The sequence below is a fragment of the Candidatus Avelusimicrobium alvi genome, assembly GCF_958451995.1.
GTDB lineage: Bacteria > Elusimicrobiota > Elusimicrobia > Elusimicrobiales > Elusimicrobiaceae > Avelusimicrobium > Avelusimicrobium alvi.
The window spans coordinates 1-13,383 of the sequence record NZ_CAUDSG010000007.1 but is presented as its reverse complement, the minus strand read 5'-3'; the positions used below and the strand labels follow the sequence as shown (position 1 = coordinate 13,383).

11 protein-coding genes and 1 tRNA gene are annotated in these 13,383 nt (G+C 55.5%); 5 read left to right on the top strand and 7 right to left on the bottom strand.

The window, feature by feature from the left end; genetic code table 11:
* The 5 genes from ACQY36_RS02345 to ACQY36_RS02325 all read left to right on the top strand — a co-directional run bounded on the left by ACQY36_RS02345 (window position 1) and on the right by ACQY36_RS02325 (window position 5,557).
* Window positions 1-972 carry an ROK family protein gene (locus ACQY36_RS02345; RefSeq protein ID WP_428055024.1) on the top strand — a complete coding sequence of 324 codons (972 nt, stop codon included), beginning with the start codon at window positions 1-3 and terminating at the stop codon, window positions 970-972.
* Window positions 969-3,173 carry an LPS export ABC transporter periplasmic protein LptC gene (lptC, locus tag ACQY36_RS02340; RefSeq protein ID WP_428077531.1) on the top strand — a complete coding sequence of 735 codons (2,205 nt, stop codon included), beginning with the start codon at window positions 969-971 and terminating at the stop codon, window positions 3,171-3,173. The genes ACQY36_RS02345 and lptC overlap by 4 nt, the downstream gene beginning before the upstream one ends.
* A 15-nt stretch (window positions 3,174-3,188) precedes the next feature.
* Window positions 3,189-3,758 carry a thymidine kinase gene (locus ACQY36_RS02335; protein WP_428071708.1) on the top strand — a complete coding sequence of 190 codons (570 nt, stop codon included), beginning with the start codon at window positions 3,189-3,191 and terminating at the stop codon, window positions 3,756-3,758.
* 71 nt (window positions 3,759-3,829) lie between these two features.
* Window positions 3,830-4,672, top strand: coding sequence for an RDD family protein (locus tag ACQY36_RS02330; RefSeq protein WP_428077530.1), 843 nt, complete (start codon window positions 3,830-3,832; stop codon window positions 4,670-4,672).
* 57 nt (window positions 4,673-4,729) lie between these two features.
* Window positions 4,730-5,557, top strand: coding sequence for an RDD family protein (locus ACQY36_RS02325; protein ID WP_428072034.1), 828 nt, complete (start codon window positions 4,730-4,732; stop codon window positions 5,555-5,557).
* Window positions 5,558-5,792: 235 nt separating this feature from the next.
* Here ACQY36_RS02325 and ACQY36_RS02320 read toward each other — a convergent pair whose 3' ends face one another.
* From ACQY36_RS02320 to ACQY36_RS02290, 7 genes are all read right to left on the bottom strand, one after another.
* Entirely contained in the window at window positions 5,793-7,091 is a 1,299-nt protein-coding gene (locus ACQY36_RS02320; protein WP_428077529.1) for a hypothetical protein, read from the bottom strand.
* A gap of 30 nt (window positions 7,092-7,121) precedes the next feature.
* Window positions 7,122-7,814, bottom strand: coding sequence for a tol-pal system protein YbgF (ybgF, locus tag ACQY36_RS02315; protein WP_428055012.1), 693 nt, complete (start codon window positions 7,812-7,814; stop codon window positions 7,122-7,124).
* A gap of 33 nt (window positions 7,815-7,847) precedes the next feature.
* The gene (locus tag ACQY36_RS02310; RefSeq protein ID WP_428055010.1) at window positions 7,848-8,357 is read right to left on the bottom strand and encodes an OmpA family protein; all 510 of its coding nucleotides are present in this window, start codon (window positions 8,355-8,357) and stop codon (window positions 7,848-7,850) included.
* A 196-nt stretch (window positions 8,358-8,553) separates the two neighbouring features.
* Complete coding sequence (locus ACQY36_RS02305) at window positions 8,554-9,630, bottom strand: hypothetical protein (protein WP_428077528.1); 1,077 nt, start codon at window positions 9,628-9,630, stop codon at window positions 8,554-8,556.
* A 626-nt stretch (window positions 9,631-10,256) separates the two neighbouring features.
* Window positions 10,257-11,987: an ABC transporter substrate-binding protein gene (locus ACQY36_RS02300; protein WP_428077527.1), complete on the bottom strand. Its 1,731-nt coding sequence runs from the start codon at window positions 11,985-11,987 to the stop codon at window positions 10,257-10,259.
* Window position 11,988: 1 nt separating this feature from the next.
* Window positions 11,989-12,948 carry a C39 family peptidase gene (locus ACQY36_RS02295; protein WP_428071927.1) on the bottom strand — a complete coding sequence of 320 codons (960 nt, stop codon included), beginning with the start codon at window positions 12,946-12,948 and terminating at the stop codon, window positions 11,989-11,991.
* Window positions 12,949-12,960: 12 nt separating this feature from the next.
* Window positions 12,961-13,033: transfer RNA gene (locus tag ACQY36_RS02290), tRNA-Pro, on the bottom strand.
* Window positions 13,034-13,383 lie beyond the last annotated feature (350 nt).

The following is a 13,383-nucleotide window of genomic DNA, read 5'->3' as shown; positions in this document are numbered from 1 at the left end:
ATGATTGGCGTAGGCGTAGACATCGGGGGAACTTTCGTAAAATTGTTTGTGATGAACGAGCACGGCGAGATTTTCCGCAAAGAAAAAATGGAAACCGATTATTCCAAAGGCGCCAAAGGGTTTATCGCCCAAATCGGCGATTATATCAACGCCATCCAGCGCGAATTTCCGGATCAGCGCGTAGCCGTGGCCGTGGGCGCCCCCGGCGATGTGGACAACCAAAAAGGCGTATTGCGCTACAACCCCAATTTAAAATTTAAAGACGTGGCCGACTGGCCGATCGCCCAGCTGCTTTTTAAACACACCGGCATTCTGCCCTGCGTGGCCAACGACGCCACCCTGGCCGCCTGGGGCGTGTACGAGGCCGATTTAAAACGCCAGGGCACCAATGTGCTGGTGGTAACGCTCGGCACGGGCGTGGGCGGCGGACTGATTATTAACAAAGAGCTCTACCAGGGCGCCAACGGCACGGCGGGCGAAATCGGACACACCAAAATCGCCGACCTGGCCACCGGCCCCCTGTGCGGCTGCGGCGCGCGAGGCTGCCTGGAAGCGTTTGTGGGCACCATCGGCATCAAGCGGCGCGTGATGGAAGCCGTCATGGATTACCCGGATTCGCTGCTGGCGCAGCTGGTAAACGCCGAAAAAGATTTTAAAATAGAAATCGTCTCCCGCGCGGCCGAAAAAGGCTGTAAGGCCGCGTTAAAAGTATGGGAAGACACGGGCTACTACCTGGGTATTGGCCTGGCTAATTTCACCCTGGTGCTGGACCCGGACACCATCGTGCTGACCGGGGGCGTCTCCGGCGCGGCGCAGTATTTCCTGCCCGCCGTGCGGCGCGTGCTGGCCGGCCAGCAAATCCAAACGCCGTTTAAACGTTTAAAAATCGTCGTTTCCCAAAACCCCAACATCGGCGGCGTGGGCGCGGCGATGTATGCGATTTACCGCGCGCAAAAAGACAATATACAATGAAATCCGCTCCGCTTACGCTGATGTGCGCCGTTCTGCTTTTGTTATCCGCATCCGCCCGGGGAGCGGATAACGTGCTTCCGCCGCCGGACGGGGACGGATTCGTGTATTTCACGTCGGATAAAGCCTCCGTGGAGCCGGAAAGCAAAAAAGTAAACCTGGAAGGCAACGTAACCGTCATCCAAAAAACCGCGGACGGCAAAAAACGCACCGTTACGGGCGAGAACATCACGCTGGACCAAACCAACACCCAAATCACTTCCATAGGCCCCATGACCGTGGAAGACGGCCAGGGCGGCGTGCTGCGCGGCAACAATGTGTCCGTCAACTACACCACCAAAGATTTCAGCGCCCAGAGCGTCAGCACGGAATACCCCCCGCTGCGCGTTATTTCCGCCAAAGAAATTTCTTCCATCGGCGGCAAAGAAACCCTGAAAGACGCCACCGTTACCTGCTGCGACAATCCCAACCCGCACTATACCCTTTCCGTCGGCAAGCTGTCCATTTCGCCCCAAAAGCGCGTGTTCGGCACCAATGCGGTGCTGCGGCTGGACGGTTTCCCGGTGTTTTACCTGCCGGTGTTCTGGCGGTCCCTGGATTCGCAAAAACCCTGGACCACCTACGTTGATTTTACGCAAAGCAACAAAACGGGCTTCGGCCTGCTGACTTCCACCGTCTTCCAGCCGGTGCTGAACCTGCGGCCCAAACTGAACCTGGATTATTACACCAAGTCCGGCTTCGGCATCGGCGGAGAATTGACGGCCGTCACCTCCCCCACCCTGCGCGGGAGCGGCGAGTTCTACTACATCAACGACCAGGCCGACAATAAAGACATTGACCTCGCCAGCACCAAACGCTGGGGCTTCCAGGGCGGCTACTGGTGGGAAATGTACGACTCGTCGGACCATTTTAATAATCCGGACGGCGCGCTGTATCAGTTCCAGTCCCAGTTCCGTATGGTGTCCGACCCGTACTTTAACGACACTTTCTTCCGCGGCAACCCGTATATTTTTATGCCGGACCAGGAAACCAACTTTTCGCTTTCGCGCCAGACGCGCCGCTCCACCCTGCGCATCAGCTACCAGGAAAAAGACATCTTCGCCTGGGACAAAAAAGAATTTATGGCCGAAAAACGCACGCTGCCGGAAATTAAATTTATGCTGCTGCCGTTTAACGACCCCATTTTTAAAACCGCCAACCGCCTGGAAGTGGATTTTGACAATACCTCCAAGCTCCAGTACAAAAACGGCATGCCCAACGAAGAAGGCCCCTACCAGCGCAAGGCGCACGCCCGCTGGACGACGGAAAAATCCTTCCGCCTCTCGCGCGCGTTTACCTTTACGCCCAGCGTATTTTACGACCAGAGCGTTACGTTTGCCGACGCCCAGTATAAGGACAAGCAGGACGCCTGGGTGGGCCGCATCGGCACGGATTTAAACCTTCAGACCCACTCGTTTTTAGGCACCACCGATTTCGGCTACCAGTTCACCAAACGCCTGTCCACCGGCACCCTGTCCACCGATAACGCCTCGCCGGACAAAGGCATTGAACTCAACCGCCTGTATATTGACAATTACTACCGCCCCACCTTTAACACCTATGTGCGTTTTGGGAGCGGGTTTGACCTGTCCGACTATACCTACGGGCTCAAAGACGGCATCGGGCGCGAACAGGGCTGGAGCCATTTAAAATCCCGCATTGAGCCTTTGCTGTTGGAATGGGGCTACAACTCGCCCGACGGACGCGTAAACTTTTTCGTGCAGGACCAGTACGACCTGGAGGAAAAAAACGTCAGTTTTATCGCCCAGTCCAACTTTATGTTCAAAAATCACCTGATTGGATTCGGCCTCAACAATTTTGCGGACTATACCGACCCGAGCTCTTATTACCACACCAATTCGGACCGCTACACCGTCACCACCACCTGGGGCATCCGGCCCGACAGCGGCAAATGGCTGCTGGACCTGGGGATAGACGCGGTGCTTTTCCGCAGCAGTCTGGTCGGGTTTAACAAAATGGTCCGCGTGTCGCGCGATTTTCACGACGCGCGGATGGAATTTACCGTGCGAGACCGCAACGACAACCTTTCCTTCGCTTTCCGCATCAATATCCTGTGCGGCGGCGACAAACGCGCCCAGGCCCGGCTGCCCGAAGATACCTACTGGTATCCGTGGCGGGGCCGCGGCGATTTGAGAGATATGTAACAAGAGGAGCTGGCTATGGCAAACCCGCTGATATACCACAAACAAGGCTGGATTGAAATGATCTGCGGATGTATGTTTTCCGGCAAAACCGAAGAGCTCATCCGCCGCGTGCGCACCGCGCTGATTGCAAAACAAAAAGTGCAGCTGTTTAACTCCAAGATAGACACCCGCTACGGCATAGACAGCATCACCAGCCACAACCAAAACAAAGTGGCGGCCACGTGCGTCAAAAAGTCGGAAGAAATCCTGCCGCTGATAGAAAAGGACACGCAGGTCGTGGCTATTGACGAAGTCAATTTTTTTGACGCCGGCATCGTGGACGTGTGCGACAAGCTGGCCAAAGCCGGCAAGCGCGTCATTGTGGCCGGGCTGGACACCGACTACCGCGCCGAACCTTTTGAGGTAACCGCCGCCCTTCTGGCCAAGGCCGAATACGTAACCAAAAATCTGGCCGTATGCACCAAATGCGGCAACCCCGCGAGTTTCACCCAGCGCATCAGCAAAGACAAAAAACGCATTGTGGTAGGCACGACGGACGCTTACCAGGCCCGCTGCCGCCGCTGTTATAAAAAGCCGCGCAAATAGCCGTTTTGGGCGGACTCCGGCGGTTTTACCGCACCCGTCCGCACCCACACTAAGACACACAAGGAGAAATTATGTCCCGCATTTATCCCTATGCCGGTTTTTGGCGGCGCGCCATCGCATTCCTGGCCGACACGCTTTTAGCCGCCGTCCCGCCCGCCGTTATCTGCCTGCCGCTGATGTTCTGGCAGGGCCTGGCCATGAGCCGCGCCGAAGGCACGGACGCGGCAGGCGTGCATTTGGCGGCCCTCGTCATCATCTACCTGCTGTGGCAGGTGCTGGCGATTATCTCTTTCTGGCTGTATTTTGCTTGGCAGGAAAGCGGCCCGCGCCAGGCTACGTTCGGCAAGCGGATGATGAAGATTAAAGTCGCCGGCCCGGACGGCGGACGGATTGGCTTCGGCCGCGCGAGCGGACGCACTTTTGCCAAGTGGATTTCATATTTCACCCTGTATGTGGGTTTTATGATGGCCGGCACCACCCGCCAGAAACGCGCTCTGCACGATTATATCGCGCAGACCTATGTGGTGCGTACGGATTTTGAACCCGGCGGCGAACTGCCCTCCCTGCCCTCCCGCCCGTGGCTGTTGGCCGGGCTGACGGTGCTTCTTTTAGGATTATTTGCGGTTGGGCTGTTTGCCGGATGGGCTTCCGAACAAACGTCCGGCATGGCCGGCAAAGCCGCGGCCGAACTGCAGGCGCTGGCCGGGGATAAAGACTTCCCGCAAGAGCCGGTGGAAGCGGACGGCATTGTTTATTTTCGCTTGAACGACGGCCTGTACGCCGAGTTTACGGGCGCGGAGAATGAAGGCGACTATACGCTTTTCCTCTCAGACGGCGCAGACGGCAAAGTATGCTGTCTGGCCGCGCCGGACGAAGGCGACTGCACCCGTACCGGGTTTTCCCCCTGCGAGTAAACTGCGCCGGGCGGCTTATCCGGCCGCAGCCGCCGCAATACAATAAAGGAGAAAAGTATGACCAAATCCCCCTATGCCGGTTTCTGGCGGCGCACCGCCGCGTTTGCGATAGACTGTATTTTGCTGTCCGTTCCCGCCACGCTCATCTGCCTGCCGCTTCTGCTATTAAGCCTGGGCGCGCTGGCACAAGTGCCCAACTCGGAAGATTTGGCCGCCGCCAGTTTGGTGGGCTGGCTGTTCTTATGGAACATACTGGCCGCCGTTTCTTTCTGGCTGTATTTTGCTTGGCAGGAGAGCGGCCCGCGCCAGGCTACGTTCGGCAAACGCCTCTTGGGAATTAAAGTGGTGGGCTCCGACGGCGGACGCATCGGTTTCGGCCGCGCGACGGGCCGCGTATGCTCCAAATTTTTGTCCTACGCGCTGGCGTACCTCGGCTTTATTATGGCCGCATGCACCAACCGCAAACGCGCCCTGCACGATTATATCGCGGAAACGTACGTCGTCCGCGCGGATTTCAGCGCGGGGGACGATCTGCCCGACACCCCCAAACATTTGGTATGGCTGGCCGTTCTGACGGCGCTGGCGGCGCTGCTGTTTACCTTCGGTATGATTTCCACCATAATAAACGCCGAAGCCACGGCGGAACCCGAACTCTCCGGCCGGGCTTCCGTGCGGCTTCTGCAGCTGGCTTCGCAGCGCAGTTTACTGGCTCAGCCGCTGGAAGAAAACGGCTTTACGTTCCACCGCAACATGGACGGATACCGCGCCATACGCAATACGGAAGCAGGCTACGCCCTCTACCTGCCGCCGGGCGGGAACAAAGTCTGCTGCGAGGAACTCTCCGGCAATTCCTGCACATTCACCGGCATAGAAGCCTGCTACTAAATTTAACAAACCGACATCCCCGGGCTGATACAGGCCCGGGGATTTTTTATGTACAGTCAAACAGGAAAATCTAAAAAGGATGAAAGCCAAACGCCGCGCGCGGGCCGGGCTGACCGCCTCACTCAAACACAAAACGCGCATACGCGGCCGGCAAACAGGGTTTATCCCATAAAAATACCGGGAACGAAAAACCTTTCGTTCCCGGTGCCTGAAACGGTTGTCGTAACCGCCGCGCTTAAAAACTCCAGTGCGGCGTAAAGGAATCCCCTTTCAAGTCCGCCAGCAAGTGCGGCGCACTGCCGTCCATATCCATCAAATACAGCTGGCGTTTGCCGTTGCGCGTGGTCGTAAACGCGATAAAGCGGCCGTCGGGGGACCAGGTCGGGTCCTCGTTAGAGCCCGCGTCCGTGGTCAGGCGGCGGATCTGCGTGCCCGTCAAGTCCACCAGAAAAATGTCCATCGGATGATACGGCGACTCGCGCCCCGTAAACACAATCCACTCCCCGGTGGGGGACCACTGCGGGCTGTCGGACCAGTTAAACGTTTTTGTCAGCGGGCGGGTGTCTCCGGTGGCGAGTTCCATCACGTAAATCTGCGGGTTGCCCGCGCGGTTGGATACAAACGTAATATATTTTCCGTCCGGCGAATAAGAAGGCGAGCCGTCCACGGAAGCTTTATTGGTGATGCGCGTTTTTTCGTGCGTTTCCAAATTGTAAATGTAAATGCTGGGGTTCACGCCGCCTGAGCTGGTAAACGCAAGCGCTTTCCCGTCGGGGGAAACGCCGCCGATCAGGCTCAGCCCGCCGCGGATGATAATGGGCGCGATTTTGCCCGCGCGCAAATCAATGGCGAAAATATCCGGGTTTTTATATTTGTACGTCGTGTAAAAAATGCGTCCGTCCTTGGACCAGCGCGGCAGAATGGCGATGCTGCGGTCGTTGGTCAGTTTTTGCAGGTTTTCGCCGTCGTAATCCACCACGTAGATTTCTTTATGGCGCGTGGAATTGTTGGAAAACGCAATTTTCGTATCCGCGATGCCGCGTTTACCCGTCAGCGCCGACACAATCTGGTCCGACGCGATATGCGCCAGTCGCCGCAGGCTGCTTTCGGTTCCTTTAAACGCTTTGGCAAACACGGGAGAGCGGGTGGAAATATCGTACACGTAAATTTTAATGGTGTAATACGGGGCGGCGTAGCTGATGTCGCCCGCCAGCAGGTAGCTGGCGCGCGCCTTGCCCCACTGGGTCAGCGACTGGCTGAGATTTTGCGGGTCAAACGCCGGGCCGTCTTCGGTTACGTCAAAATACCGCGCAAACAGCAAATCCGCGCGCATCACGTCGTGCACCTGCACGGCGGCGGACTGGGCTTTGTCGTCCGTATAGCGGAAAGCCGGCATACCGATGGCCGGCAGCCGTTTATTGCCTACGGAAGTAATACCGATGTACACGTCCGTCTTGGGCTGCGCGGCGTGCAAAACGGCGCAGGGAAAAAAGAATGCGGCAACAATAAAGGTGTAAGAAAACAGTTTTTTCATGAACGGATAACCCGCGCCCCAACCGGCGCGTTATTTGATTTTGGCCAGCTCGGCCTTGGCCTGTTTGGCTTCGGGTGAGGAAGGAAATTCCTGCACCACGGAGGACAAATAGCGTTTGGCCTCGTCGGTCTTGCCCAGCGGCACGATGCTCAGGGCGTATTTCAGGCGCGCGGCAGGAATGGATTTGCTTTTCGGAAATTTTTGCAGCACGGTGGCGTACGCCACGGCGGCCGGTTTGGTCTGGCCGGCGGCCACGTACGCGTCGCCCATATACATATAGGCTTGTTCCGCGTTTTCGCTGTCCGGGTATTTCGTTACGTAAAGTTTAAAGCCCATGGCGGCGGATTCGTAGGCGCCTTTGTCAAGATGGCTTTTGGATTCGGCAAACAAATCGGAAGGCAGCAAGGCGGCCGGCTGCGCGGCGGACGCGGAAGACGCGCCGGCGGCGGGACGGACGGATGCGGTTAAATCATCCAGTTTAGCGGACAGACTGGAAATCTGCGAGTCCACCTGCGACAGGTTTTCGTTGGAAACGGACAGGTTGCGGTTGAGCTCTTCCATCTTGCTGGCAAGCTCGGCCTGGTTGGACTGCATCTGCACAATCGTGGAATTTAATTCTTTAAGCTGCAGTTTAAGCGTGCTCATATCGCGCTCGCTTGCGATGCAGCCGGACAATAAGAAGCCCGAACCTGCCATAAAAAGTAGTTTGGTAACGTTTTTCATTTGGGTTCGGGCTCCTTATAACAAAACAATCAATTAGTTGACTTTCAGCAAGGTGTCAGCTCTGCGGTTTTTGGCCCAGCAGGACTGGGTGGCTTCGTAGCAAACCGGTTTTTCTTCACCGTAAGAAACGGTGGTGATGTTGGCGGCCGGAATGCCGAGGCGCACGTAGTAAGCCTTTACTTCGTCAGCTCTTTTCTGGCCCAGCGCAATGTTGTAAGCGATGGTGCCTCTGTCGTCGCAGTTACCTTCTACGGTTACTTTGTAGGAAGCAACGGCGCCGGCGGATTTAATGGCCTGGGCGTTGGCTTCCACGATTTTGCGGGCGTCAGCGGACAGGCTGTATTTGTCCAAAGCAAAATGCACAATGCCCAGCGCCACTTCTTGGGCGGGCACTTCTTCCACGACCGTGGTTTCTTCCAACACCATTTCGGTGCCGGTACCGGCGGTCAGGTCGGCGTTGGCGTCATCTTTCACGTTCTTTTTGCAGGCGGTCAAGCCGGCGGCCAAGGCCAAAACCAAGACTACTCTGAGTAAGTTTTTCATGTCTTTCTCCGTTATAGATTTTTTTACTTCTACACATAAATCATAGCAGACTTTGCACCCCCGGGTCAATGCATATCCCCCCGTATCCGCCTTCCTTAATGTGTATTTTTATTTAATCGGTTTTGCCGCTTTCGGGCAACGTAAATTTTATATTAGAAAAGCCCCGCTTACGGCGGGGCTTGAATAAATACGGACGTCAACAATCAAAACGGTACCAATGTTCACCCGGGGGAGGAGAACTCAGGTCCACTCCTTCCAGACAAGCATCCTCCGCAACCAGGTCAATCTTAACACAGTAAATCCCGACCTTTTTTAACATCCACGAATTGGGCCCGACGTTTCTGTTCAGATCCGGAATAGCCCATATGTCATATATATAATATCCGGGGGTAATTTGCGGGCAGTCTTCTCCGAGTTTACAGTCAGTATAGGCTTGAGGGATGGAATAATCACCGCATTTTATATTGGCCTGATACGTTGCAAAGTCAATCATACCTACACAGTTGGATGTGTCATATACGGTTTGAATGCGCGCCTCAAATTCAAACTCTTTCCACTCTTTCGCGACAATACATTTTTTCTGAGCCGCAGCAGTACAAGTACTCTGTCTGCGATAGGTGCAGGCATCATAATCCCACGTATACCTGATACTGCCCGTTTGGCCGGAGGGACACGTTTCGGTATACGTTTCCTGTCCGTTATGGGTGGGTTCGCACTTGGAGACCTCTCCGGGGTTGCCGCATACCAGATACACTTCTTCCGCTTTCTTGAGTTTTACCTTCTGCCAAGATACCTGCGGCGCACCGCTCGCTCCCGTCGCCGCGCAGGAAGGAAATTTCTCCCCGCCGGATTTCATATGCGACGCAAACAACTTGAGCTCGTCCACCGTCATATCAGCGGCTTCCAAACTGTAACCGTTGTTTAACGTACCGATACGCAGGTTTGCAGAGAAATCTATATTCGCCTCTCCAGAGCCGCTTCCCAAAGCTATGTTCGTGCTCTTCACGGCGGCCGCCGTGTTTAAATCCAGCTTTCCCCGGTTCAGGTTGACTGTTGTGGCCTGCAACGGGCGAATACCCAAAGCGCCGGATTCTGAACAGCCCAGGTTCATTTCACAAGCTGACGTAAGGCCTATGTCTAATTGTTTACTGGCGTTAATCTTGCTGTATGCCACATACGGCACGGGAAAGTATGTTACCATTTTGATTTTATTTTCTGCTGCTGCGAGTAACGGGACTGGCAGCAGGGATAACACGATAAAAATATGTTTCATAGAAACTCCTTCCATCCTTACGGGAATGGCCTAAATATCCCCGGAGAGAAGAGTTTAAGCGAGGTATGCGAGGGGATACGACCCAATAGGTCTTCCCCCAATGTATCAAAAAAAAAAACAAATCAACCCCCTTGCCGGGGGCAGGGCCCAGAGCCTGGGCTCCCTTCTCTGGCCTGGCCAGGGTTCAACAAAATACGGTACTTTTAGATACTTGGAAGAGAAACATTCGGGGACGTAAGGAACAAAAAGACTGCCGGCCAATACCCATAAAATCCAGTTTTACGCGGCGCGTTTTACAACTCGCTACCCCGCTCAAACAAATAAAACGCTTCTCCCGCGTAAAACGGATTTTATAGACGGGCTAAAGGCCGGAGAGACAACGACAACAACACGGCTAAGACCTGCTTAAAACGGCACAACAGCCCCCATCCGGCGGCCTGCAGGGTTTGAAAAGCTAACACGGGCGTCATCCCCAAAGGTTTGGCGGCACGCAGGAGCGGCCGGTAAGGATTTGGCGGGAATTACCACAACTCAGGAAAGAAAATGGAAATATAACCACCATCAAAAAGGAGCGCAAAGAACATTCTCTGCGCTCCATTCATAAGTTCATCACACAAAAAGCGGTTTTATTCTTTATACATCGGATAGAAATAAATACCCATATACACCGGGTTGTCCACAAAGTTTTTCACGTTGCCGCGCATCGCCCACATACCCGTGGGATGCACGGTATACACCTGCATGGCGTCCTCGTGCATCAGGTTGTGCACCTGCTTGTAAAGCGCGTTGCGTTTGGCAAAATCCGTTTCCGACACCGCCTGCTCAATCAGCCGGTCCGCCTGCGGGTTTTTGTATCCCTGCGAAAGCGCATACCGCCCCTGGCTGTGCCCGAACGGAAAATAAAAGTTATGCGCGTCCGCGTAATCGGCCACCCAGCCGCGCGCCCATACGGGCATCTGGCGGCGGGCCGTTTTTTCCAAAAACGCGGGCCATGTTACACCACGCAAATCAATCTGGAATTTGGGATTTAAACTTTCCACATTGCGCTTTAAAATCTCGCTGGCGATTTGGCGCATATCCCCGCTGGTGTTGTACGTAATGGTGAATTTGAAACCTTTTTCCCACACCTCTCCGCCGCGGGCCTTTTTAAAATGTTCTTTGGCTTTTTCCAGGTCAAAACGGTAATGTTTAAAACCGCCGTCATATTTCACCAAACCGGCCGGAGCGGGGCCGAAAGCCATCTCGCCGCGGCCTTCCATGGACTGGTTTAAAAACGCTTCGTAATCAAAAGCGTATTCAAAGCCTTTGCGCACGTCTTTATCGGCAAAAAAGTCCGACGGGATGCCCTGGCCGTCCAGTTTGCCGGAACCCACGTCCGGGTTGGCCTGCATATTGATGTCCAGCGTAAAGAAAATCACCGGGTCGGTGCGCAGGCGGGGCAGATTGTCGTACACCGTTACGTCCGGGTTGCCCTTCAGCTGCGCGGCGAATTTGGACGACACTTCCGCCACGTCCGCATCGCCCGTTTCCAGCATCAGGCGCAGGGTGGACGGCTCGTCCACCGTCATCATATGAATGGTTTTCAGTTTCGGCGCGCCCGCGAAATACTGCTCGTTGGCGGCCAGCGTCAGGCGTTTGGCGGCAATATCCCAGCGCGCCACTTGAAAAGGGCCCGTGCCGTTGGCGGCGGCAAAAAACGGGGAAGAATCTTTAGAAAAATTGTTAAACTGTTTCCACGCGGCTTCCGTGCCGTCCCACGCGCCTTTCTGCACAGCCCAGTTTTTATTCACCACATAGCTCCACCGCGCCACGATGGACAAAAACGGCGCGAACGGACGCTTGAGCGTAACGACCACATTGTCCCCGTCTACGCGCACGGCTTCGGCGGCGTCTTTAAAATCAACGGTGATACGGCCTTTATCGTCGCGCGTGGACGAAACGCCCAGCACGGGCTCCAGCAACAGGCTGGACGGACCGCCCGACACGTCGGACAGCATAAAACGCAGCAACGAGTAGCGCACGTCTTCCGGGGTCAGCTCGCTTCCGTCGTGGAATTTAACGCCTTTGCGGATGGGGAACGTATAGGTCCGGCCGTCTTTGGAAATCAAACCGTTTTCTTTGGTGGGCACGGCCACTGCCAGCGAAGGCTCCAGCTCCGTTAACGAACTGCCTTTAAATTTCAACAGCGTATCGTACACGTTTATCAGCATTCCGTGCGTTACGCCGTCGTACGAATAAACCGGGTCCAGCGATTCCATTTCCCCTTTGTGCGCCACCACCAGCGAATCTTTCATATCCTGCTGCGCGCACGCGCCCAGCAGTAAAACGGCGCCCATCAACAGCCAATACTTTTTCATATTATTTTTTCCTCACCACGTAAGCGGCTCCCTGTTTACGGCTGAGCCAAGCGTTTGCAAATTCCCGCGCGTCATACGCGCGCAAAACGGATTCCTGTTTGGCGGCGGCGGGATCGGCCGCCAGTATTTTTCCTTTTTTCCATCCGCGCACCAGCACCAAATGCCCGGCGGTATGGTCAATGGCCGCGCCCGCCAGTTCCCCGCGGCCGTACGCCACGCTGGCAAGCACCAGCGAGTCCGGTGTAACAAAATCTTTCAGTTCGCCAAGCGCACCGAAACGGCGCACATACGCTTCCGCACCCAGCGCGCCCGCGCTCGCCACGTTAAACATCCAGTTTCCGTAAATGCCGGCCGTTTGGTCAAACACGTCGCGCATCAGCTCTTTTACGTCCGCCTGATATCCCAGCGCGTTTAACGCCATACATAAAGACACCGGGCTGCAAATGCGCCGCCGGTCCGGGTGCGTTTGCTCCAGCTGGGAGATGGGGTGCACTTCTTTTTCAAAAGCTCCGGCGGGCAGGCGCGCGGCGGTTTTTTCATCATACATAAAGGGCGCGCGCGTAAGCGAGGCGCAGAGCAGGAAAAGCTCCGCATCCCCGTAAAACTTCAGCCGGTAACGGTACGCCTCGGCGGGTTTAAAAAGCGTCAGCACGTCCGTTTCCACGCGGCCGAACGCGTCTTCCTGCGGAGGGAAACTTGTTTTAAACTTGCCCGACAGCAGGCCCAGCTTGTAAAACCCGCTCCATTTTCCGCCGCAGCATACCTGCGCTTCAAACAAAATACAGCCGTCGGTAACCGAGCGGTAATTGGCCGACAAAACCAACGACGAAAAAGGAAAAGGCGTTTTGAAAGGAAGGGAAACTTCGGTTTTGATACCGTCGGAAACGTGTTCCCCTTCCGTGTCGGACGGGGAATGCAAAACGTTAAAAACGGACTGGCGCGAAACGATGTGTTGAACCATACGAAAACCTTATCGGGGCACCCGGACTTGAACCGGGAACCTCCCGCTCCCAAAGCGGGCGCTCTACCACTTGAGCCATGCCCCGAATGTGTATATTGTAGCAATTTTAGGCGGTTTTCCGAACAGAAAAACAAGCGCCGCACCCGCCCGAAGAAAGAGAGGCGGAAGAAAGCAAAACCCGCGCACCGAGCGCGGGTTTACAGATACTGCGCCGGACTTGCCTTCCGGTAAAATTCCTGACGGAATTTTCCTGCAGGCGCGGGAGTGCGCCTTCGCACCGGGCTCGCGGTTTTGGCCTTGCGACTTGCCAGCGCAAACCAAAACATCGCTCCGCCTTTCAAGTCCTGACGCGCACCAAGCAGTTGGTGCGCTGTGGGCGCAAAATAAACATCCCCCGGCGTAGCCGGGGGTTTTTCTCAATACGGGCGCAGCCCT

What these genes read in the sequence shown, in the direction of transcription:
- ACQY36_RS02345 (WP_428055024.1), top strand. Translation starts at nt 1, where the DNA reads ATGATTGGCGTAGGCGTAGACATCGGGGGAACTTTCGTAAAATTGTTT.
- lptC (WP_428077531.1), top strand. Translation starts at nt 969, where the DNA reads ATGAAATCCGCTCCGCTTACGCTGATGTGCGCCGTTCTGCTTTTGTTA.
- ACQY36_RS02335 (WP_428071708.1), top strand. Translation starts at nt 3,189, where the DNA reads ATGGCAAACCCGCTGATATACCACAAACAAGGCTGGATTGAAATGATC.
- ACQY36_RS02295 (WP_428071927.1), bottom strand. Translation starts at nt 12,948, where the DNA reads ATGGTTCAACACATCGTTTCGCGCCAGTCCGTTTTTAACGTTTTGCAT.
- ACQY36_RS02305 (WP_428077528.1), bottom strand. Translation starts at nt 9,630, where the DNA reads ATGAAACATATTTTTATCGTGTTATCCCTGCTGCCAGTCCCGTTACTC.
- ACQY36_RS02300 (WP_428077527.1), bottom strand. Translation starts at nt 11,987, where the DNA reads ATGAAAAAGTATTGGCTGTTGATGGGCGCCGTTTTACTGCTGGGCGCG.
- ACQY36_RS02325 (WP_428072034.1), top strand. Translation starts at nt 4,730, where the DNA reads ATGACCAAATCCCCCTATGCCGGTTTCTGGCGGCGCACCGCCGCGTTT.
- ACQY36_RS02330 (WP_428077530.1), top strand. Translation starts at nt 3,830, where the DNA reads ATGTCCCGCATTTATCCCTATGCCGGTTTTTGGCGGCGCGCCATCGCA.
- ACQY36_RS02310 (WP_428055010.1), bottom strand. Translation starts at nt 8,357, where the DNA reads ATGAAAAACTTACTCAGAGTAGTCTTGGTTTTGGCCTTGGCCGCCGGC.
- ACQY36_RS02320 (WP_428077529.1), bottom strand. Translation starts at nt 7,091, where the DNA reads ATGAAAAAACTGTTTTCTTACACCTTTATTGTTGCCGCATTCTTTTTT.
- ybgF (WP_428055012.1), bottom strand. Translation starts at nt 7,814, where the DNA reads ATGAAAAACGTTACCAAACTACTTTTTATGGCAGGTTCGGGCTTCTTA.